Origin of the sequence: Acetobacterium sp. K1/6 (assembly GCF_034438075.1) — a bacterium.
In the GTDB taxonomy this organism is placed as follows: domain Bacteria; phylum Bacillota; class Clostridia; order Eubacteriales; family Eubacteriaceae; genus Acetobacterium; species Acetobacterium carbinolicum.
Genome location: NZ_JAXQGA010000011.1, coordinates 67,828 through 89,135, shown reverse-complemented (window position 1 = coordinate 89,135; position 21,308 = coordinate 67,828). Strand labels below are relative to the sequence as shown.

Annotated in this window: 21 protein-coding genes and 1 riboswitch; of the genes, 17 read left to right on the top strand and 4 right to left on the bottom strand. The window is 43.4% G+C overall.

Annotated elements, in window-relative coordinates; translation table 11 throughout:
- Positions 1-54 precede the first annotated feature (54 nt).
- From U2P91_RS11340 to U2P91_RS11270, 15 genes are all read left to right on the top strand, one after another.
- Complete coding sequence (locus U2P91_RS11340) at positions 55-540, top strand: CarD family transcriptional regulator (RefSeq protein ID WP_111888207.1); 486 nt, start codon at positions 55-57, stop codon at positions 538-540.
- Between the two features lie 89 nt (positions 541-629).
- Positions 630-1,742, top strand: a complete 1,113-nt coding sequence (locus tag U2P91_RS11335) for a PIN/TRAM domain-containing protein (protein ID WP_322519641.1) — start codon at positions 630-632, stop codon at positions 1,740-1,742.
- A gap of 187 nt (positions 1,743-1,929) precedes the next feature.
- Entirely contained in the window at positions 1,930-3,330 is a 1,401-nt protein-coding gene (locus tag U2P91_RS11330) for an RsmF rRNA methyltransferase first C-terminal domain-containing protein (protein ID WP_111888205.1), read from the top strand.
- 11 nt (positions 3,331-3,341) lie between these two features.
- A complete protein-coding gene (locus tag U2P91_RS11325) occupies positions 3,342-3,746 on the top strand; it encodes a DapH/DapD/GlmU-related protein (RefSeq protein WP_111888204.1) in 405 nt (134 codons plus the stop codon).
- Between the two features lie 8 nt (positions 3,747-3,754).
- Positions 3,755-4,246, top strand: a complete 492-nt coding sequence (locus U2P91_RS11320) for a DUF523 domain-containing protein (protein WP_111888203.1) — start codon at positions 3,755-3,757, stop codon at positions 4,244-4,246.
- 98 nt (positions 4,247-4,344) lie between these two features.
- Complete coding sequence (locus tag U2P91_RS11315; protein ID WP_111888202.1) at positions 4,345-5,397, top strand: D-alanine--D-alanine ligase family protein; 1,053 nt, start codon at positions 4,345-4,347, stop codon at positions 5,395-5,397.
- A gap of 120 nt (positions 5,398-5,517) precedes the next feature.
- Entirely contained in the window at positions 5,518-5,949 is a 432-nt protein-coding gene (locus U2P91_RS11310) for a DUF1934 domain-containing protein (protein ID WP_111888201.1), read from the top strand.
- Between the two features lie 139 nt (positions 5,950-6,088).
- Positions 6,089-7,765 (top strand): arginine--tRNA ligase, encoded by a 1,677-nt coding sequence (gene argS / locus U2P91_RS11305; protein ID WP_111888200.1) that lies wholly within the window; start codon positions 6,089-6,091, stop codon positions 7,763-7,765.
- A gap of 1 nt (position 7,766) precedes the next feature.
- Positions 7,767-8,474 carry a ThiF family adenylyltransferase gene (locus U2P91_RS11300; RefSeq protein ID WP_111888199.1) on the top strand — a complete coding sequence of 236 codons (708 nt, stop codon included), beginning with the start codon at positions 7,767-7,769 and terminating at the stop codon, positions 8,472-8,474.
- Between the two features lie 359 nt (positions 8,475-8,833).
- Positions 8,834-9,319 carry a 2-C-methyl-D-erythritol 2,4-cyclodiphosphate synthase gene (gene ispF / locus U2P91_RS11295; protein WP_111889742.1) on the top strand — a complete coding sequence of 162 codons (486 nt, stop codon included), beginning with the start codon at positions 8,834-8,836 and terminating at the stop codon, positions 9,317-9,319.
- Positions 9,316-10,005, top strand: a complete 690-nt coding sequence (locus U2P91_RS11290) for a 5'-methylthioadenosine/adenosylhomocysteine nucleosidase (protein ID WP_111888198.1) — start codon at positions 9,316-9,318, stop codon at positions 10,003-10,005. The genes ispF and U2P91_RS11290 overlap by 4 nt, the downstream gene beginning before the upstream one ends.
- 2 nt (positions 10,006-10,007) lie before the next feature.
- Positions 10,008-11,195 (top strand): alanine racemase, encoded by a 1,188-nt coding sequence (alr, locus tag U2P91_RS11285; RefSeq protein WP_322519640.1) that lies wholly within the window; start codon positions 10,008-10,010, stop codon positions 11,193-11,195.
- 13 nt (positions 11,196-11,208) lie between these two features.
- Positions 11,209-12,018, top strand: coding sequence for a transketolase (locus tag U2P91_RS11280; RefSeq protein ID WP_111888196.1), 810 nt, complete (start codon positions 11,209-11,211; stop codon positions 12,016-12,018).
- Positions 12,019-12,020: 2 nt separating this feature from the next.
- Positions 12,021-12,959: a transketolase family protein gene (locus tag U2P91_RS11275; protein WP_111888195.1), complete on the top strand. Its 939-nt coding sequence runs from the start codon at positions 12,021-12,023 to the stop codon at positions 12,957-12,959.
- A 157-nt stretch (positions 12,960-13,116) separates the two neighbouring features.
- On the top strand, positions 13,117-13,716 hold the full coding sequence (locus U2P91_RS11270) for a nitroreductase family protein (protein WP_111888194.1): 600 nt from the start codon (positions 13,117-13,119) through the stop codon (positions 13,714-13,716).
- Between the two features lie 209 nt (positions 13,717-13,925).
- Here the strand turns inward: U2P91_RS11270 and U2P91_RS11265 are convergent, their stop codons facing one another.
- Positions 13,926-15,494 (bottom strand): DUF2284 domain-containing protein, encoded by a 1,569-nt coding sequence (locus U2P91_RS11265; RefSeq protein ID WP_111888193.1) that lies wholly within the window; start codon positions 15,492-15,494, stop codon positions 13,926-13,928.
- 192 nt (positions 15,495-15,686) lie between these two features.
- The gene (locus U2P91_RS11260; protein WP_111888192.1) at positions 15,687-16,295 is read right to left on the bottom strand and encodes a hypothetical protein; all 609 of its coding nucleotides are present in this window, start codon (positions 16,293-16,295) and stop codon (positions 15,687-15,689) included.
- A 472-nt stretch (positions 16,296-16,767) separates the two neighbouring features.
- Here U2P91_RS11260 and U2P91_RS11255 point away from each other — a divergent pair, with 472 nt between their 5' ends.
- Positions 16,768-17,688 (top strand): AAA family ATPase, encoded by a 921-nt coding sequence (locus tag U2P91_RS11255; RefSeq protein WP_111888191.1) that lies wholly within the window; start codon positions 16,768-16,770, stop codon positions 17,686-17,688.
- A gap of 42 nt (positions 17,689-17,730) precedes the next feature.
- Positions 17,731-19,497 (top strand): cobaltochelatase CobT-related protein, encoded by a 1,767-nt coding sequence (locus tag U2P91_RS11250; RefSeq protein WP_111888190.1) that lies wholly within the window; start codon positions 17,731-17,733, stop codon positions 19,495-19,497.
- A gap of 156 nt (positions 19,498-19,653) precedes the next feature.
- On the opposite strand, the gene U2P91_RS11245 is transcribed toward U2P91_RS11250, so the two are convergent.
- Together U2P91_RS11245 and U2P91_RS11240 are read right to left on the bottom strand one after the other, a co-directional pair.
- Positions 19,654-20,442, bottom strand: a complete 789-nt coding sequence (locus U2P91_RS11245; RefSeq protein WP_111888189.1) for a family 1 encapsulin nanocompartment shell protein — start codon at positions 20,440-20,442, stop codon at positions 19,654-19,656.
- A 24-nt stretch (positions 20,443-20,466) separates the two neighbouring features.
- On the bottom strand, positions 20,467-20,814 hold the full coding sequence (locus U2P91_RS11240) for an encapsulin-associated ferritin-like protein (RefSeq protein ID WP_111888188.1): 348 nt from the start codon (positions 20,812-20,814) through the stop codon (positions 20,467-20,469).
- A gap of 233 nt (positions 20,815-21,047) precedes the next feature.
- Positions 21,048-21,234: riboswitch (cobalamin riboswitch) on the top strand.
- Positions 21,235-21,308: the final 74 nt, after the last annotated feature.

Here is a 21,308-nt window from a genome sequence, read left to right as displayed (position 1 = left end):
ATTCTTTTTTTATATGTTATAATGGGAAGAGAATCGATGATAGGAGTGGTTGAAATGTATAAAATTGGGGATAAAATTGTTTATCCGATGCACGGAGCAGGTATCATTGAAGCAATCGAAGAACGAGAAATATTTGAAGAAATAAAACCTTACTACATCATGCAGATAGTATCCGAGGGTTTGCAAATTTTAATTCCCGTTGATAAAGTTGATGATATTGGGGTAAGAACCATTGTGACCCAGCCAGTAATTGATGAGATGATCGAAACACTGAAATTACCAATGGACGAGATGGAAAAAAACTGGAATAGGCGCTATCGGGAACACCTGGAACGATTAAAAACCGGCGATATTTTTGAAGTAGCCAAGGTTGTTAAAAACCTTATCTTATTGGATCGCTTAAAAGGTCTCTCAACCGGAGAAAAGAAAATGTTAAATAATGCCCGAAATTTCATCGTCAGTGAAATGGTTTTAATTCAAGATAAGGACAAACAAGAAATATTAGATTTGATCAATAGTTCGGTACACAGTGAGGCGTGAATTTCACGCCTTTTGTTGTATTTAATAGTTTAATCTTAAGAATCAAGTGCTATAATTACATGGTAATATTATGAAAGGAGGTGAAGATAATGATACAAAAGATACTTCGCGTGTCGTTCGGAATTGTTGGAGTTCTGGTTGGGATGGCTTCAGCCAATGTATTGGTAACCAATACATGGATTTTAAAAACGCTAAGAATTAACCTGACTCCGGAATTGGAAGTTGCCCTTTATGCAGCTCTGATTGTTCTATTTGGACTTATATTTTTCATTCTATTCCCGCTGATGCTCAAGGGCGTAAAAAAACTCTCAAAAGTTGTTGAGACCAGCATGGAAAATGTCCGGCTCATTGACATTGGCCTGGGCATCGGTGGCTTGGTGATTGGCCTGGTGATTGCGATGCTAATCAGCTTTGCATTTTCGCAGATTCCGATTCCCTGGATCGGTGGACTTTTAACCATCACGATTTATATAATATTAGGCTATATTGGTTTTTCCTTACCGATTAAAAAACGGGAAGACATTCTCCAGTCGCTTCAGAGTGTTAAGCGGGAAAAGGATGGCAATGTGCCAGTTGGTCAAAAGCGACCCACCAAAAAGAAGGGCGCGGCCATTCCCAAGCTACTCGATACCAGCGTGATCATTGATGGACGGATTTTTGATATCTGTAAAACAGGTTTTATTGAAGGTCCCTTAGTGATTCCGGTATTTGTGCTGAATGAACTCCAGTTGATTTCGGACTCAGCCGATGAATTAAAGCGGAATCGGGGTCGTCGCGGTTTGGATATTTTAAATAAAATTCAGACTGATCTGGACATTGAAGTGCAAATTACGGAAGAAGATTTTGAAGATACCCATGAGGTGGATTCAAAATTGGTAAAACTGGGAAAATCAACCAAAGGTAAGATTTTAACCAACGATTATAATCTTAACAAGGTTGCCACGGTTCAAGGGGTGGACGTGCTCAATATTAACGAGTTGGCCAACGCCGTGAAACCAATTGTTCTGCCGGGTGAAGAAATGAAAGTTCTGCTGGTAAAAGGCGGAAAAGAAAACGGCCAGGCCGTTGCCTATCTGGATGATGGAACCATGATTGTTGTTGAAAATGGCAAAAAATATATCGGAACCACCACCACGGTTATTGTTACCAGTATTCTGCAAACAGCAGCTGGACGGATGATTTTTGCAAAACCAAAGAAATAACGAACCAGCAATTATAAGTTCTCGACAAAAACACCAGCGCTTGCGCTGGTGTTTCTATTTCGGCGTTTTTTGACAAATTTATTGTAATTAACAGGGGCTTTACGTATAATGAAATAAGTATTGTTAACAATCGGCGCAGGGTCAGAGATGGCTTTGCAGAAAAATTTGCAGGAAAATGGGGATCATCATGGAACTACCTGAAGCGTTTAAAGAAAAAATGAAAAATCTGATGGGTGAAGCCTATGAGAGCCTGCTGGATTCTTATGATCAACCCGAAAGCAAAGGCATCCGAACCAATACCCTAAAGCTGGAACCTGAGGAATTAGCCAATAAATTACCCTTTAAAACCCAGGGTGTGAACTGGTGCAGAGAAGGATTTTATATTGATCATACGGTGCGGCCGGGTAAAAATCCCCACTATTACGCCGGGCTCTATTATGTCCAGGAACCGACGGCAATGGCGGCAGTTGAAGTACTTGATCCGAAACCCGGGGATTGGGTGCTTGATCTCTGTGCGGCCCCAGGCGGTAAGTCCACCCAAATTGGTGCCCGGCTTCAGGGTACGGGGGTGTTAGTTGCCAATGAGCTGGTTAATACCCGGGCTGGAATCCTGTCCACTAATATCGAACGGATGGGGTTAACCAACGCCATTGTCACCAATGAATTTCCCGAGCGATTGGTGGACTCTTTTTATCAAAGCTTTGATAAGATTCTAGTCGATGCGCCCTGCTCCGGCGAGGGCATGTTTCGTAAAGACCCGGGAGCTCTGGCCGATTGGAGTCTGGAACGGGTTGACCGCTGTATGGGTAAGCAGGAAAAAATATTAGAAAGTGCCCATCGGCTGTTAAAACCCGGCGGGGTGCTGGTCTATTCAACCTGTACCTTTTCGCCGGAAGAAAATGAACAGATGATTGAAGCTTTTATTGAGAAATACCCCTACACCCTGGAAACCATCGAGTTACCCGGGATTATCGATCATGGCCGGGTCGAATGGACCCACAAGCAGCAGCAGGAGATCGCTAAAACACTACGGATTATGCCGATGACGGTTAAAGGCGAAGGACATTTTATTGCCAAACTGATAAAATCAACCGTCGTTACTGATACCATTGAGATTAAACCGGGATACGCTAAATCACGGTTGAAAAAGGCCACCCGCATCGAGCTACAAGACTATAACGATTTTGCCAAAAATAATCTGGCAGCGGAATTTTCTAAAGCATTCGAAGACCGTCTTTATCTGCTGGGTGAACATCTCTATGCCATCCCGGAGGGGGTGGTGCTGGAGCGGATTGCCAATTTAAAACTCTTGCGGACTGGTCTTCATCTGGGAACCTTTAAAAAGAATCGCTTTGAACCTGGCTATGCACTGGCAATGGCGCTTAAGTTGTCGCAGGCTAAAAATGTCTGCGACTTAACCGATGAAGAGCTGGCTTATCAGTATCTAAAGGGTGAGGCATTAAACCTGGAAGCAACCAAAGGCTGGGTTTTGGTTGGCTATGAGGGCTATTCGTTGGGATTTGGAAAAGCCAGTGAGGGTTTGATTAAAAATCACTATCCCAAGGGGCTAAGAATCAGGAAAAAATAGGAGAACAACGGATGGGTAACCAGGCGAATAAAAAGCAGATTCACCCCAGTGCGGTAATTTCTAACGATGCCCTGATTGGAAGTCGAACCATCATTGGTGCCGGGGCAATCATCGGAGCGGGTGTAGTTATTGGTGAAGATTGCCAGATTGGCACCGGCGTAATCATCGAGTCAGACAGCAGGATTGAAAACAAGTGTGTATTGGAGCCCGGTGTGATAATCGGTAAGGCGGTAACGCTCAGTAAAAATACCAAAATTGGGATTGGTGCCCGGATTACCAATGGGGTAAGCGTTGGACCTGATTCGGTCATAAAAATTGGTGAAATCGTCTTAAAAGACATGATTTATAAAATGGTTTTTAAACGGGGTGCCTGGATTTACCGGGAAGACAGTTTAAATGATAAAAACGATGAGTGAGGGAAAAAATGAATCAAAAAGATTTTACTTGTTTAAAAGAAGCTTTGGAAAAGAAAAAGAAGATTTTAGTATCCAGTTGTTTATTGGGAATGAAGATAAACTATGAAGGAAAGGCCCATCCGGTGGATGAGCTGCGACAACTTTTTCTTCAGGGACAGGCGATTCCAATTTGTCCGGAAGTGCTGGCATCAATGCCGATTCCCCGAGATCCGGCTGAAATAGTCATAGTCAATGGAGAACGGAAAGTGTATAATAATAAAGAAGTTGACGTAACCGAAGGATTTCGTCTGGGGGCCCAGCGAAGCCTGGATACTGCCCGGACATCCGGGGCAAAAATTGCAATTATGAAAAGCAGAAGTCCGTCCTGTGGTTGTGGGGAAATTTATAATGGAACCTTTAGTGGAAATTTGGTTGCTGGGGACGGTATCGCCGTAGCCTTATTAAAAGAAAACGGCATTCGCGTCATCACCGAAGATGATTTTTTGGAGTGTTTGAAATAATTAGGCCTTTGCGAAGCAATTGGCAAAGCCGGCGTCAGTTTGTTATCGGTTTTACAAAATCATAACAAGGCGATCTCAAAAGAAAAGTGAGGAATAGTATGAAAAACAAACTCAACATTGGAGTGGTTTTTGGAGGACAGTCGGGCGAGCATGAGGTTTCAAGGGTTTCTGCATACAATGTTTTGGGTGTCATCGATCGGGATAAGTATAATATTGTCACCATCGGGATCTCAAAACAGGGGAAATGGTTTTTATATGCTGGCGATGCCGAGAAGATTAAAGATGGTTCATGGGAACAGGATCAGAAAAACCTTACCGCAGACTTTTCAATCTTTGACCATCCGGAAATATCCAAGATTGACGTTTTTTTTCCGGTTCTTCACGGTCCGATGGGCGAAGATGGGACGATTCAAGGGGTTTTTGAAATGCTGAATAAACCCTATGTCGGGTGTGGTGTGCTAAGCTCAGCAGTGGGAATGGATAAAGTTTTTTCTAAGATTATGTTTCAAAGTGTGGGAATCCCCACCGGGAAGTACATTTATTTCCGGGAAAATGACTGGAAGTGCGATCCCGATGCGAAAATTGCAGAGATTGAAAAGGCATTGGGGTATCCTATTTTTGTTAAGCCAGCGAACATGGGCTCCAGCGTTGGCATCACCAAAGCCCACGACCGAACTGAACTCGTCGCTGCGATTAAAGAAGCCTTTGTTTATGATAATAAACTGATTTTGGAAGACTTTGTCAAAGGGAGAGAAATTGAATGTGCGGTCCTTGAAGTTGGCGACGCTATTCGGGCCTCGATTCCCGGGGAGGTTATCCCTTCTAAAGAGTTTTATGATTATGAGGCCAAATACTCAGCCACAGAAGACTCCAAGGTGGTCATACCGGCAGATCTATCTCCGGAAATCACACAAAAGGTGAGGGATTATGCGATCAAAGCGTTTGAAGCCATTGAAGGCTCTGGGTTAACCCGGGTGGATTTCTTTGTTACCGAAGATGAGCGCATTTTAATTAATGAAGTCAACACGCTGCCAGGATTTACAAATATCAGTATGTACCCAAAAATGTGGGAAGCCACCGGAATTGGGTATATAGAACTTGTAGACCTGATTATTGCGTCAGCAAAGCGGAAACGCACTACTGTAAGCTAAGTCGTCCGGTTTCTTTATGATGCGTAATCCTAATAAAAACTTAAGAGGATAATTTTTCTTGATAAAAGAACCCATCAATGGTTTAATAGTGGAAGAAATTATACCTCTAGGAGGAGACCAATGACTGAAGAAAGAAAAAAAGTATGGTTATCCATTTCGGGAACCGTCAAAGATGAAGATGAAAAGGATAGCCTCGAGTTCCTGACCGAAGGAGACTTATATAAAGAAGCCAATCGATCCTGCGTCACGTATAATGAATCGGAAGTTTCCGGTATGGAAGGAACAATCACCACCGTCTGTGTTGATGCACAAAAAGTGTCAGTCATTCGTTTGGGAACAACCAACTCGATTATGGAGTTTGAACGTGGAAAGAGAAACCTGACCTGGTATTCTACCCCTTACGGGGATGTGACCATGGGGATTTTAACCAAGGATGTATTTGTAAACTATAATGAGGATGAAGAGCCGACCAAGGTCTCGATCGACTATAACATCGAAATTGAAGGCGTTACAAATTCTCAAAATATCCTGAATATAAAAATTACCCAATAGAAAATGGCAGCAATGTCAATCACTGGAGAAGCGCCAAGAGCGCTTCTCCTTTAAATTTCACTTGAGCGGGAATGACAAAAATGCGCAATGATCTGAATATAATCTAAACATAAATAAAAAGAGTGAGAGGAAATTAAGGATGTACATACGCGAAAAGATCACCGAACAACTTAAAAAGATCATCGGAGAAGCCCTTAATCAAACAATTGAATCGGGAGCATTGGCGATAGAAATCAAACCGGATCTTTTTCTGGAAATGCCCAGAGAAAAAGACCATGGTGATTATTCCACCAATATCGCCATGCAGCTTCCCAAACAGACGAAGAAAGCCCCGCGTTTTATTGCTGAAACCCTGGTGGCCAATATGAAAATTGCAGACTCTTATGTTGAGTCAATTGAAATAGCCGGGCCGGGTTTTATTAACTTTAAACTAAAACCCTACTGGCAGTATGCGGTTTTAGCAGAGGTAGCCGAGTTGAAAGCGGATTATGGCCGGAGTCAGAAAAATGCCGGGAAAAAATTCAATCTGGAGTTTATTTCAGCCAATCCCACCGGACCAATGCATATGGGAAACGCCCGAGGTGGGGCCATTGGCGATATTTTAGCGGCGGTGGCCGACTGGACTGGCTATTCTGTTACCCGGGAATTCTATATTAATGACGCTGGAAACCAGATTGTCAAATTTGGCGATTCCCTGGATGCCCGTTACCGACAATTAATGGGCGAAGAGTTCCCCTTTCCTGAGGATGGTTATCAGGGTGAAGACATTACCGAACATATGAAAGTTTTTATTGAAGTAAATGGTGATGTTCACCGAACCATGACCCCGGAAGAACGTAAACCGATATTGATTGATTATGCACTAAATAAAAATCTTACCCAAATGCGAAGTGATCTGGAAGCCTATGGGATCCACTATGATGTCTGGTTTTCAGAACAAAGCCTTTATGACAGCGGTGCTATTGAGAAGACGATTGAGCTGTTGGGAAAAGGCGGATTTACCTACGAACAGGAAGGTGCCTTATGGTTCAAGGCCACCGAATTCGGTTCTGATAAGGACGATGTTTTAATCCGCGCCAACGGACTGCCCACCTATTTTATGGCCGATATTGCCTACCATATGGATAAGTTTATTAACCGGGGCTTCAATCGCTGCATTAACGTCTGGGGCGCCGATCACCACGGCCATGTGGCCCGGCTTAAAGGGGCATTATCGGCGGTCGGTATTGATGCCGCTAATTTTGATGTGGTCATCATGCAACTGGTGCGACTGCTCCGTAATGGCGAAGTGGCAAGAATGTCTAAGCGTCAGGGAAAAGCCATTGCACTGACGGATCTCATCGACGAAGTAGGCGTCGATGCCACCCGCTTCTTCTTTAATCTGCGCTCGCCAGACAGTCATTTTGACTTTGATTTGGATCTGGCCATTGAGCAATCTAATGATAATCCAGTGTTTTATGTGCAGTATGCCCACGCCCGAATTTGCAGCATCATCCGTCAGATGAAAGAAGAATTGGATAATACGATTCCCCTGGATTACGGTCGACTGATCGCAAAAGAAGAATTAAACCTGATGGAAATCCTTTCAAATTTCCCAGATGAAATTGTGACGGCCGAAGATAAATTGGACCCCAGCCGAATTACCCGATATGCCATCGATTTGGCGGCGGCATTCCACAGTTTTTATAATGCCTGCCATGTCCGGGTTTCCGACAAGGCCTTGATGAAAGCTCGCGTTGCACTGATTGAAGCAACTAAGCAGGTGATTCAAAATGCTCTGAGTATTTTGGGCGTATCTGCTCCAGAAAGAATGTAAAATGAAAACAGAAGCAGGTATTTTTGATCGAACTGAGAAACTAATTGGACAATCTGGTTTGGATAGTTTAAAAAACTCACGCGTTATCCTGTTTGGTGTTGGCGGGGTTGGCTCATTTGTCGCTGAGGCGCTAATTCGTAGCGGAGTTGGTTTTTTAACCATTGTCGATAAGGACATCGTCGAGTCCAGCAATCTCAATCGTCAGATCATGGCCAATGTTAAAACCATCGGCAAGAAAAAAGTCGATGTGATGGCCAGAAGGCTGATTGCCATCAATCCGCTGTCCATTGTTCATCCCATGCATCGATGCTATACCCCGGAAAGTTCTCCGGAATTTCATCTCCAGGATTACGACTATGTCATTGACGCAGTGGATATGGTAACCGCAAAAATTGATCTGGTCATCAAAAGTCAGCAAAACAAGGTGCCGATTATCAGTTGCATGGGAACCGGAAACAAGATGGATGCCAGTCGTTTTATTATTACCGATATCTATGAAACCTCAATTTGTCCGCTGGCCAAAGTGATGCGTAAAGAATTGCGGGAACGGGGCGTAAAATCCCTAAAGGTTCTTTATTCCACTGAAGAACCATTAACCAGAGAAAACCCGCCGGGCAGTATTGCCTTTGTTCCCTCGGTGGCCGGACTGCTGATTGCCGGTGAAGTGGTACGGGATCTGCTGAGAAATGGAAATATAGAAGAAAATTAACAACAGATATTTGCTGCCAGATTAAATAGCTTAAAAACCTTTTGAGTTATTTATTTGGTGGCATTTTTTTTGGTTATTTATGTTATAATTCTAATGTAAATTGAAGCGCCCGGAAAATTCAAATCATCAGGGTTTAAGAATACAGCAGCGCAAACGACTAGAGCCTTAGAAAGCGTAAGTAACGTTCCAAAAGGTTTCATGATTTTTCTATTTGTAAAAATAAAATCAGTTGTCAACTGAATTGTTTTTTTGGATCGGAGCAGCTAAATATAAACATGCGCGAACGAAATAATCCTGTACAAATGGCTAAAAATATGGTTAAATCTACTTGTGAAAGGTGGTTGGAGAGGAGCAAGATGATACGGATTGGAAGCGGTTATGACGTCCATCGTTTAGTAAAAAATCGACCACTCATTTTAGGTGGTGTAAAAATAAAACATTCCTTGGGTCTGCTGGGACATTCAGATGCGGATGTGCTTGTGCATGCCATTATGGATGCGCTTTTGGGAGCGTTGGCGCTGGGTGATCTCGGCAAGCACTTTCCGGACACTGATAGCGCCTATAAAGATAGTGACAGTTTATTGCTGCTTGAGAAAGTGGGGCAACTGGTGGCCGAAAAAGGGTATCGGATCAATAACATTGATTCAACCATCATCGCCCAGGCGCCAAAGCTGGCACCTTATATTGACAGCATGGTGGAAAACATAAGCAGAACCCTGGGCTTATCTGGGAATTGTATCAGTGTAAAAGCCACGACCGAAGAAGGCCTGGGCTTTACCGGGAGCGAGCAGGGAATTGCTGCCAACGCAGTAGTGAGTCTTTTGAAAGGAGAAATAAGCAGATGATTGGTATTATTGCAGCCATGGACAGTGAGGTTCGTGACATCAAGTCGGCAATGGAAGATAGCATCAAGATCCACCACGGAGGGATGACTTTTTTTAAGGGAAAACTCAACAAAAAAGAAGTTGTAGCAGTTAAAAGCGGAGTTGGAAAAGTCAATGCTGCTATGTGCACCCAGATTTTGATTGATCTCTTCAAGGTAACAACCATTATCCATGTGGGTGTGGCTGGTGCGGTTCATCCCGATCTGGAAATTGGTGACATCGTCATCTCAGAAGATAGTTGTCAATATGATATGGATGCCCGGGCCTTTGGTCATCCCCGGGGTGAAATACCAAACATGGATATAACCTTTTTTAAAGCAGATCCGACTTTGATCAAGCTAGCTGAGGCCGCCGCCGAAGCGCTCCAGGTTTCCTACCAGACGGGTCGGATTATGACTGCAGATTTGGGGGTAGACTCCAATAAGCTTAAAAAAGAACTGCGGGAAGAATTCGGTGGTTTGTGTGTCGAAATGGAAGGTGCGGCAGTGGGCCAGGTGGCGATGCAAAACCAGGTTCCTTATCTGGTGATTCGCTCCATGTCGGATAAGGCCGATTCCAATTTGACCGATGATTACAAGAAAAACCTGGAAGCGTCGATTAAGAATGGGGTCGCAATGGTGCTTAATATGATTCCGGGAGTCGCGTAACGATGAAAGAATTGGCACTCCGCCCGACCTGGGCAGAAATAGACTTAGATGCACTGATTAGCAATTATGAAGAAATTCGCCGAATCGTCGGGCCTGACGTAAAAATCCTGGGGGTTGTCAAAGCCGATGCCTACGGACATGGTAGTTTGGAATGTGCTAAAACCCTTTGTGAAGCCGGGGTGGACATGCTGGCCGTAGCTTTTATTGATGAAGCCATTGCGCTTCGACAGGGGGGCATCACCGAACCGATTTTACTGCTGGGATATACCTCAAAAGAACATATTCCTGATTTGATCCGCTGGGATGTGATTCCCGGAACCTATCAGTTTGACTTTGCCAAAGCCTTATCAGAACATTGTCAGGAAAGCGGCATTTCTCATCCCGTCCATATTAAAATTGATACCGGTATGGGGCGAATTGGGATTGGCTGGCGCGAGGCCTCACAAGTAATTGACGCGATGAATCAATTGGAGGGCATTGAACTTCAGGGGTTGTATACGCATTTTTCGACCGCAGATGCTGCTGATAAAACCCACACCAAGGAGCAGATCAGGCGTTATCAACAGGTTCTTTCGGAACTGGAAAAGAAGAATATTGTCATTCCCATCAAGCATATGGCAAACAGTGCCGGAATATTTGATGTCGAAGGGGTTCATTTTGATATGGTACGGCCGGGGATTATTCTTTATGGGCTTTATCCATCAGCTGAGGTTGATCGGTCAAAAATTGATTTAAAACCAGTCATGACCTTAAAGTCAACCATTGTACACTTAAAAACCCTTCATCCGGGAGAAACGGTAAGCTACGGCAACCGTTTTGTTGCCTATGACGATCGGATTATCGGTACCTTGCCAATTGGCTATGCCGATGGCTACACGCGGATGTTAAACGGTCTGGCCAAGGTCTTTATTTCCGGCCAGCTCGTACCCGTGGTCGGTAGTATCTGCATGGACCAATGCATGATCGATTTAACCGATGTGGAAGCGGTTTCCCTTTATGATGAGGTGGAGCTTTTTGGTAACAACATTTCAGCCGATGTACTGGCTAATGCATTGGGAACCATCAATTATGAAATTACCTGTATGGTAAACAAACGGGTGCCCCGGGTGTTCATTAAGGACGGGGCTCTTCAGTCCATCAGACGTGACATTTTAGATCGACAAATCAACACAAACAGTGATATTTATTAAAGAGGAGAATTAAATGGCATTTTTAGAAGAAACCGTTAGGGGTATTCGCAAGGATATTGTAAAAATGATTGGTAAGGCCGCTTCAGGTCATCCTGGAGGCTCATTGTCGTCAGCAGAAATTCTGACCCTGCTTTATTTTGAACAAATGAATGTGGATGTAAACAATCCCCGCAAAGAAGATCGGGATCGTTTTGTGTTGTCAAAAGGACACGCTGCTCCGGTGCTTTATGCAACGCTGGCAGCAAAAGGCTTCTTCCCCAGAGCCGAGCTGGAAAACCTGCGACAACTGGGGTCGATCCTTCAGGGACATCCGGATATGAACAAGGTACCCGGGGTTGATATGTCAACCGGCTCTTTGGGACAGGGAATTTCGGTGGCTGCCGGGATGGCATTGGCCGGAAAAATGGACAATAAGGATCATAAGATCTATGCTTTACTGGGTGACGGCGAATTACAAGAAGGTCTGGTTTGGGAAGCTGCTATGGCAGCCAGCCATTACCAGCTTAATAATCTGATTGCCTTTGTGGATAACAATAATCTTCAGATTGATGGCGCTATTTGTGAGGTGATGTCACCATTTCCCATCGATGGCAAGTTTGAGGCCTTTGGTTGGAACGTGATTACAGTGGAAGACGGCCACGATTTTGATGAGTTGCGAACGGCTGTGGAAGTTGCAAAAAAATCAGAGGACAAACCAACCGTGATTATTTGTAAAACGGTCAAGGGTAAATGCGTTTCATTTATGGAAAACAATGCGGGATGGCATGGAAAAGGGCCGAATGCAGATGAAGTGAAACAAGCATTGGCAGAATTGGAGGCTTAATCATGGCAGATAAAAAATCAACACGACAGGCATATGGCGAATATTTAGTGAAGCTGGGCGAAAAAAACAAAAATTTGGTGGTTTTGGATGCCGATCTCTCAGGAGCAACAAAGACCAACGTCTTTAAAAAGGCCTGTCCCGAACGGCATTTCAATGTCGGGATTGCGGAAGCAAACCTGATGGGAATGTCCGCCGGTTTGGCAACCGCAGGAAAGATTCCTTTCGCCAGCACCTTCGCTATTTTTGGCGCTGGACGAGCCTATGAAATTATTCGTAACAGTATCTGTTACCCGAAGCTGAATGTAAAAATTGCCTTAACTCATTCGGGGATCTCAGTAGGTGAAGATGGCGGTTCACACCAGTCGATTGAAGATATTGCGCTGATGCGGGTAATCCCCAATATGACGGTTTTATCACCGGCAGATGCGATCGAAACAGAAAAGATGATGGATGCCGCAATGGAAATTGACGGACCTGTTTATATTCGTTTGGGCCGCAGTGACGTACCCGTTCTTTTCGATGAAAATTATAAATTTGAAGTAGGAAAAGCCGGCTTATTAAAAAGCGGTGATGATGTAACCATTATTGCCACCGGTCTGATGGTGGGACCAGCTCTGGAAGCGGCACAGCTTTTAAAAGCAGAGGATATTTCGGCCAGAGTATTAAATATGGGTTCCATTAAACCCATCGACGTAAATGCCATAAAAGACGCTGCCGTTGTTACCGGTGCTGTTGTTACGGCTGAAGAACACAGCATTATCGGCGGCCTGGGCAGTGCTGTTGCTGAAGTATTATGCGATGTCGCCCCAGTACCTCTGGAACGGGTTGGTGTTAAGGATCTCTTTGGACAATCCGGTAAGGTTACGCCATTGATGGAAAAATACGGTTTAACGGCGAAAGATATTGTAGCGGCTGCTAAAAAAGCCATCGGCCGAAAATAATAGCAAAAACCTAAGCAAAGAAGCAAAAAAACAGGGTCATCAAGACGCTGTTTTTTAGCGTTTTGCAGAAAAATTTGAATTTGTGGGTAATTAAGGTATAATGATTAGTATGAGGTCATACGAACAAATATTTTTTAAATAGAAAAGGAGTACTTACATGCCATTGGATTTTAAAGAAGCAATAGAGCAAAGGCGCTCGATATATGGAATTAGCGATGAAAGTACCATTACTGCGGAAGAAATAATGGAGATCGTCGACCATTCAACGAAGCACGTACCTTCGGCATTTAATTGCCAAAGTCAGCGGGTAGCAGTATTATTTGGAGAGAAACATCTGGAATTCTGGAGTATCGTGATGGAAACACTCAGAAAAAAAATTCTGGCTGATGAATTTCGGTCTACTGAAAATCGGATCAGCAGCTTTGCCGCAGGATGTGGAACATTGCTGTTTTATGATGATACGTCTGTTACTAAAAGTTTGATGGAAAGGTTTTCACCCTACCGGGATCGGATTCCGGATTGGGCTGAGCAGGGCAATGGGATGTTGCAGTTTGCCATTTGGACGCAATTGTCAGCAGCAGGTCTGGGTGCAAGCCTGCAACATTATAATCCGATCATCGATAATGATGTAAAGACTGCTTTTCTGATTCCGTCGGATTGGCGACTGATTGCCCAGATGCCCTTTGGTGTGCCTACCGAAGACCCTATTGAAAAAGTTTTCGAGCCCATTGAACGGCGCGTCATTGTCATTGAATAATCAAAAAAATGGGTTATCCGTGGTTTGAGGTTGTCGATAAACGACCGTACCGACCAATTGTTAATTTGTTGTTCGCTGCGGAATCGGACAGGCGAAGCAGTGTCCGCTCCGATGCGTACAACATGATGTAACAATTGTCGGTACGGGGTTATCTTTTTTGATAGTCTGAAAGCACCGGTTATCCGTGCTTTTTTTTGAGGGTAAGGCGATTATTCAAGCAGTAATAAACCATAGTATTTAACAAACTCATTCTTAGAAGCCAGTGTCTTTAAGGTTTCGCCGTTGTTTCTTACGGTTTCGAAGACATCAATGCCGGACCCTTCCATTGAGGGACGGCGATTTTTCGTGTTAAGACACGGTTTATCCAAATCACAGGCGGGGCAGATGTGACAGGGTCCGGACCAGAAGGCAAAGGCCTTGTGAAAACCGCCAATAAAGGCTAAGCGTTCTGCTTCTAAGATCTTTCGTTGAAATTCTCCGGTTCCCGGGGTTCCTTTAATTAGAAAAGCCCTGGTGTAGCGGGAGATTAATCGGCCGGTTTCTTCAAAGGGGATCTCGTTGGCCTGACAATGTTTGAGATTGGCCGATGAGCAACCAAAGGCACATTTGTTTTTGGCAAATTCGGTAACCACCACCGAATCGGTGGTAATTTCTAAGACATCATCAAAGCCGATGTTAAGGATTGGATGCTTGAGGCGTTGCATCGGTGTCAAAGCCAGAGCTTCCACAAATGATGGCGATTTTCCGGAAAAAATGACAGCAGTATCGGTTTCAAGCGGAATCAGAGCAGTGGTGGTGAGACCGGCTGCCTCAAATTTGTGGATGACTTCATTTGCGGAACAAACCTGGCCCTCAAAATGGATCATCCGATTGATTCCAGATAACCTGGCCATCAGGGTTGCATGCTCGTCAAAGGCGTCGTGAAGCATCAGGATACCATCTGGCTTAAGCATCGGTAAACAGGCGAGTACTTGATTTAGAAACAGCGGCTGATCCTTACTGATTGACAAACGGGTGAAGATAATCAGAGCATAGGCCTCATGATTTTTGGCAGAGGCAGCGCGCAGTTTATCAAAGGAACTGGTATCGATCGGCTGTGCTTGGGGATCATTAAAAACAGCAACGTCAATCGGAAAGGGATCATCGTCGCAAAGCAGGGTGATCTCCAGATCGGGAAAGGCATGGAGAAAACAATCTGCCATTGTTTGAGCTCCGGGACCGCCGATTAGAATTTTCCCGGACAAGGCGGGGAAGAATTTAACGCATTCAAGCGCTTTCATGCGAGTCAATTCATGGATTGCCTTAATCTTTAGTTGATTAAGCTGTTTATTGGCTAAATACTCCGGCCCACTATTTTGTTCAGTTGGTGTGTTTTTTAGTAGTGAAGATTTCAACTGACGCCATTTTTGAGATTGTAATTGCCGCAGTTTGATGGTGTCGCCCAGATAATCTGGACTGGATGAAAGCAGATAGCACTTGGTTATGATGGCATTGCTGTAACTGCCCTGATAACAAAAAAGAAGCCCCAGACTTTCCAGTAGCGGCAGAAATGACGACAATGCCGTGGCATCAGTTTCGATTTTTTCTGAAAGTGCTTGGGCATCGGCGCCATTATCTCCGAAGGAATTAAGAATTTCAAAAAGATCCAGTTCCAGGGCGGTAAATAAAGCTTCAGATGCCCAGTTGGCGGTTGAAAGGTTTGCCAGATACTGGCCGCCATGGGTATGGGGGTCATAGCTTTTTAAAGAGAAGTAATGATTTTTTTCTAAATTTTTCATCAGGATTTCCTATTCTTGAAATTTTTAGGGGGTAGAAATAACGAACAATTTTTATGCACATAAATTCCCGACTAAAATGCGGGCGCAGGACCAAAATGTTGATTGTTATTTTGATACTAATGTCATGATGTACATATTTGTAACAGCAACTTGTTTATTTTCAACTAGTGGTTAATGATTCATGCGTTATGATCATAGCAGGGCTTCTATTTGTTTTTTTGACCTTTTATCCAATATCTCTCCTAGTAATGCGTTTTGGATAAAGTTTTCTATTTTATCTGTTCGATGCTCTTTCCTGATAACAAGAAGTACCTTCAAGAGATCAAGCAGTATTGATTTTCGCATGGTTTCCTTAATGGACATGAGATTAAAGGTAATAAGTCTAGAAGCTATTTTATCATGTAAGTCAGGCTTAGATGAAGCTATTTCGCCCAATGACTGAATACATTGGCGTATCGTGATGGGTTTTTCATCGTTTTGGAGTTGTAGATATTTATCAATGGTATCGTCTATTTTGTTTTCGGTATCCCACTTTACATTGTTGGCAATCAAATTCAGTCCGATATTTCTTTGATAAGAATTTTCACTTTTTAGTTTGCTTTTGAAGGTATCCCAATACGGATAAACATCGTCAAAAAAGAATGATCTGTTTTGCAGAATGAGAAATACCTGATATCTAATGGTGTTATCTTTTAAGGAGAGCCATTCTACAAGCTGCGGAATATCATCTTTGTTTAATGTCTTTGACGCTTCTTGTAAGTCGCTTTTTGAAATCGACATAATTTGCTCTAGCGTAATCAATCTTTATCCCTCCAATTGAATATTAAATAAGCTGTTATATTTTTTATTAGCCTTATGATGCAAGAAGTTTTGTGTTAACTATAGCATATTTTACCATATAAAAAAAGATCGAGTACCCGCGGAGGGTACAAAAACAGATAAACCACAGTCAGGAGACCTTCATGCGCGGCTTTATGCTTAAAGAGTTCATTTAGAAATACAATCACGAGGCCATGCAATGAAACCGATCATCCAACTGGATATCAAAGAGCGATCCTTCGCTTTGGAGGATTGCTCTTTTTAGCGGAACTTAGAACAACCGGCTTTATATGAATTACCGGTATTTGGCGGTTTAAGATAAGAGTCTTAAAAAAGGATAAATTTTTGTGCTTTTGCATTTTTTCTAACTATTCCGCTGGGTTTTGTGTTATATTCAAATCATTCTAAATAAACTGACAAAATCGATGCATGGCATTGACAGAAAGGAAAACGAATGAGATTAACACAGGAATTACTAAAACAGGGAATCAGCGAAAAGCTGCTTGACGATATAAAATATTTCAAACATTTTTATAAACTGGAGGAGCGTCTTCAGGATCGGGTCCCCAGTACCGAAACTGTTTTTTATGGCAAGGACATCTGGTCGATGTGTATTACTGCCATTCTAGAGGGCGAAAACATTTTACTCTCCGGTCCCAAGGCCACCGGAAAAAATGTCCTGGCCGATAATATTTGCGAGCTTTTTAACCGTCCTCAATGGAACACCTCCTTCCATGTCAACACCGACAGCTCCAGCCTGATTGGTACCGATACATTTATTGACAATGAGGTACGACTGCGACGAGGATCGGTTTATGAGTGTGCCATAAACGGCGGCTTTGGCGTTTTTGACGAAATCAATATGGCAAAAAACGATGCCCTGGTGGTACTCCACTCGGCTCTGGATTATCGAAAGGTGATCGATGTGCCGGGCTATGAGAAAATCAAGCTCCACGACGCCACCCGGTTTATCGGCACCATGAATTATGAATATGCCGGGACTAAGGAGCTAAATGAAGCCCTGGTATCTCGTTTTATGACCATTGATATTCCCCAAATTGAGGAAGAAACCCTGATGCTGATTTTAAAGGATTATTTTCCGGATGCCAACCCGGAAATTCTGGCCCAGTTTGCCGGTGTTTTTTTGGATCTTCAAGCCAAGGCCAGAAATTCGGAAATCTCCACCAAGTCTGTCGATCTGCGGGGGATTATCGGGAGTCTGCGCACCATCCGCCGAGGCTTAAAACCGATGCTGGCGGTCGATATGGGGGTGGTCGGAAAAACCTTCGATCAGTTTGAAAAAGAAATCGTTCTGGATGTCATCAAAACCCGGATCCGGGAAAGCTGGGATTGTGCCGATGTTTTTTCCGGCTAAGGCCAGAATCGGCCCAACACCTGAAGAAGGGAGGAACAGGCCATGAAGGATGCAAAATGGATCTATCAGGACTATGAATTTGACAACCGGGTATCCAATCTGATGTGGACGGTTTCCGGTGATTACGATGAAAACATGGACGTCGGAGAAAAGAGCTTTATTTCAAAAAATGTGGCCCTTTACCATGCCGTAACTGCCGGGGGAAGGCGAAAGTTCATTAACTGGCCCAGTGTCAAGAAATACGTCATCAGTCGTTATCGGGCGGGTTTTAATAAGGATATTCTCCTGAGTCTTATTGCTATGGGGAGTGATGTGGTAGTGGAAGAAAAAATTATTGCCGAACGCCCCGGAGTTTATGATATCCGCAAAGATGCCTACGATGATATTCTTCGCAATTATTATAAGCTTCACACCGACGATCTGATGGAAAAGGTACGTCACGCGATGATCCTAAAAAAGATTGGTAAAGCGCCGATGATGGACACCGAAACCCGAAACATCGCCAGCGATCTGGAAAACCTACAGGATCGGGAGGATACCATTGAGTTATTAAAAGGCATTGAAGAAATCTATGTGAAATATTTTCCGATGTTTGTGGAGGGCGATAGCGGTGATTCCAGTGAATCGGGCCACAATAAAAATCATCTCCGCGGCGATTTTTCTGATTTTATGTTAGAAGAGATGTTTGACGAGCCCGAAGACCTGGACATTGAAGCCTCCATTGAAGACATTGCCGAGGCTCTGCTGGGAGAATCCCAAGGAGATCAGTCCAACGTATCCAATGATGCTGACAACCGGATTTTGCGGGTGCAGGAAGAGGATATCGAAAAAATCTATGAAAAAGTGGCTTACTATTACGGAAAATCGTTTTTGGATATCAGTGAAGTCAAAAAGCTTCAGAACCGGGTATGCAAAGACGCCCATGGCAGCTGCCGGATTCATATGACCGATGGCGTCGTCCGGAGTGACAGTGATAATGAATTTCAACAGAAATATGTGCAACGGCACCAGATTAAAAATACCGATGTGTTTCGCGCTAATTACAAGGTGTTCAAGCGCAACATTAATAAGCTTCGGGAAAGCATGTCCCGAACCCTGGTTCAGGAAGAAATTATCGACGCCATCCCTTCTGATGCCGGGAGGCTGATTCCCAGCAAACTCTGGCGGATTGGTCGTAGCAGTAATAACAAGGTTTTTGTAAAAAATATTGATAATAACAAGGGGAGCTTTGTGGTGGATATCCTTATCGATTCCAGTGGCTCCCAGCGACGTAACCAGTCCAATGTTGCGATTCAAGCCTATATTCTGGCGATGGCATTAACCCAACTGGGGATTCCTAATCGGGTGCTGGGTTTTTCCAGTTTTCTTGACTATACAGTCATCAAACGCTTCCGTGATTACGAATCGCCCCTTTCAGCCAATGACAACATCTTTGAATATTATTGCTCCGGCAACAACCGCGACGGTTTGGCAATTAAGACCACCTGTGAAGATCTCATTAAGCGAGGGGAAGATAATAAGATTTTAATTGTCCTCAGCGACGGCCGCCCCAACGACATTAAGGTGGGAAAGGGTCAGGTTAATAGTTTAACCCAGGCCTATCGGGGTCGGGTGGCTATTTCTGACACCGCCCGGGAAGTTCGAACGGCCCGCCAACAGGGTATTATGGTACTGGGGGTCTTCACCGGAAAAGAGCAGGATCTGATGGCTGAAAAGCTGATCTATGGCAAGGATTTTGCCTATATTAAAGACATTAACCGCTTTGCTGATTTGGTTATTAAGTATTTAAAGCAAATTATTGTAAGTTAAAAAATAAAACCGCTAAGCATCAACTGCTTGATGTCTTAGCGGTTTTTTTGGTACTATTTTGTTATCCTATAATTGTTATCCTCCGCCATAAAAAGATCAAACCGTTTTGTAATAAGATCGATTGACGCTCCTGATTGATAAAACGATGGGAAACGCTTATAGCGTATAGGAAATAATAATATTTTCGTCCAACGCGCGGAAGGTAAAGCTTTCGGTGATAAACAGTTTGACATTTTCTTTATCATAAGATTCAAAACCGATGGCAAAATCCTGTCCGATGGTCAGTTCAAAGTTTGGATTATCATAAGGGATCAGAAAAGCGCCATCAAGAACGGTGCTTAATAGTATTTTTCCACCAATGAGGGCTTCGATCTGTTTAATCAGCGGATACCCATGAGAGCTTATATTGAGACGATTATAAGCCACCTCACCAACAATTAATACAAAGGGACCGGCTTCAAATTTTTCTCTTAGTGTAACCAGGCCTTTTGAGATTGCTTCCATAATTTGGGAGTCTGTTTTACCAAAGGGTATTTTTTCATTAACGGTTACCGATTCCAGACCTTTAATCTGACCAGCTTCAAAGCCTTTATACACGACCGTTTCTTCAAACTCGGCAATTCTTTGGACAGCTTCTTCCAGATTAGTTAAATCAATATCCTTGGCACCACGCGTCAGGTTATCCATCTCCCAACGGTTTAAGGTGAAGCTTATTCTTGCTTCAACAAGTGGTTTGATCTTGAAAACACCGGTTTTAACAAGGTTTTCATCGTCATTAATTAATTCGAGTCGACCTTCCGATACGCTAGTAAAATCAAGACCTTTCGGTCCATTTACCGTGACGGCCTTTCTTGCTGTTAATCGACTTTTTAACACGGCTTCCGCTCGGCCATCAATTTCGCTCCAGGCGAGTTGAGTTAAGGGTGCGATTTCTCTTTTTAACATTTTTTCCTCCTTGATTAATGCGCGTTATTTTTTTAAATCACCGATATGGATACCGGATATATTTACAGACTCGGGTGCCGCTTCATTTTCTTCGGCTTCCAGAATTGAACCATCGACAAACAGGTACGTTCGCAGTTCTTCATCCCATTTGTCCATATTTCGTCTTAACCATTCAATGGCCATGCAGGCGTGTTCAATTTCTTCGTCCCGGTTATGCGCCATAATTCCTTTTAATTCAGGATCACTCGTTGCTGCCACGCGTTGGTTATACCAATCAACAGCTTCTAATTCTTCTTTTAAACTATTGATGGCCCGAGTGATGTTCATCGTTTTTTCATCTAATAATTCAATTGGTTCATGATACTGTGCCATAAAATTTCCTCCTACCTTCTAAATATTGGATATATAATAATTATACCCAAATGATTGTAGACTAACAGGATTTATGTTATCTTTGCAAAAAATTGTTAGTTTAAGTGAAAGCGATTAAGATTTTTAAAGAATCAATGTGTATTGTATCAATGGGTAGATAGCAGGCGCTAATGCTAAAAAAGATCATCCTGATTACGCTCAGGAAATTACTATGATCGGTCAGAATAAACCCTTGCCAAAAAATACGTTTTAGATTAGTATAGAGTCAAACCATGACAGAAGGAATGCGGTGGGAATCCGCAACAGTTTCTTTGCTACTGTAAGGCGATCATGGGTGCAGGTGGTCATTGGGTTATCCGAGAAGGCCGTTTGCAACAAGCCCCGCCAAGTCAGGATATTTCCAAATGGTTAAGATGTTTGAAGCTTCAAAGAAGGCTACAACGTGTGAGACCATTTAGAAATACAGGATTTGGAGAAATTTTTTCCCTTATCTG

Bases quoted from the DNA above. Each gene is read 5' to 3' on its own strand.
- U2P91_RS11340 (WP_111888207.1), top strand. From the start codon at position 55: ATGTATAAAATTGGGGATAAAATTGTTTATCCGATGCACGGAGCAGGT.
- U2P91_RS11335 (WP_322519641.1), top strand. From the start codon at position 630: ATGATACAAAAGATACTTCGCGTGTCGTTCGGAATTGTTGGAGTTCTG.
- U2P91_RS11330 (WP_111888205.1), top strand. From the start codon at position 1,930: ATGGAACTACCTGAAGCGTTTAAAGAAAAAATGAAAAATCTGATGGGT.
- U2P91_RS11325 (WP_111888204.1), top strand. From the start codon at position 3,342: ATGGGTAACCAGGCGAATAAAAAGCAGATTCACCCCAGTGCGGTAATT.
- U2P91_RS11320 (WP_111888203.1), top strand. From the start codon at position 3,755: ATGAATCAAAAAGATTTTACTTGTTTAAAAGAAGCTTTGGAAAAGAAA.
- U2P91_RS11315 (WP_111888202.1), top strand. From the start codon at position 4,345: ATGAAAAACAAACTCAACATTGGAGTGGTTTTTGGAGGACAGTCGGGC.
- U2P91_RS11310 (WP_111888201.1), top strand. From the start codon at position 5,518: ATGACTGAAGAAAGAAAAAAAGTATGGTTATCCATTTCGGGAACCGTC.
- argS (WP_111888200.1), top strand. From the start codon at position 6,089: ATGTACATACGCGAAAAGATCACCGAACAACTTAAAAAGATCATCGGA.
- U2P91_RS11300 (WP_111888199.1), top strand. From the start codon at position 7,767: ATGAAAACAGAAGCAGGTATTTTTGATCGAACTGAGAAACTAATTGGA.
- U2P91_RS11290 (WP_111888198.1), top strand. From the start codon at position 9,316: ATGATTGGTATTATTGCAGCCATGGACAGTGAGGTTCGTGACATCAAG.
- alr (WP_322519640.1), top strand. From the start codon at position 10,008: ATGAAAGAATTGGCACTCCGCCCGACCTGGGCAGAAATAGACTTAGAT.
- U2P91_RS11280 (WP_111888196.1), top strand. From the start codon at position 11,209: ATGGCATTTTTAGAAGAAACCGTTAGGGGTATTCGCAAGGATATTGTA.
- U2P91_RS11275 (WP_111888195.1), top strand. From the start codon at position 12,021: ATGGCAGATAAAAAATCAACACGACAGGCATATGGCGAATATTTAGTG.
- U2P91_RS11270 (WP_111888194.1), top strand. From the start codon at position 13,117: ATGCCATTGGATTTTAAAGAAGCAATAGAGCAAAGGCGCTCGATATAT.
- U2P91_RS11265 (WP_111888193.1), bottom strand. From the start codon at position 15,494: ATGAAAAATTTAGAAAAAAATCATTACTTCTCTTTAAAAAGCTATGAC.
- U2P91_RS11255 (WP_111888191.1), top strand. From the start codon at position 16,768: ATGAGATTAACACAGGAATTACTAAAACAGGGAATCAGCGAAAAGCTG.
- U2P91_RS11250 (WP_111888190.1), top strand. From the start codon at position 17,731: ATGAAGGATGCAAAATGGATCTATCAGGACTATGAATTTGACAACCGG.
- U2P91_RS11245 (WP_111888189.1), bottom strand. From the start codon at position 20,442: ATGTTAAAAAGAGAAATCGCACCCTTAACTCAACTCGCCTGGAGCGAA.
- U2P91_RS11240 (WP_111888188.1), bottom strand. From the start codon at position 20,814: ATGGCACAGTATCATGAACCAATTGAATTATTAGATGAAAAAACGATG.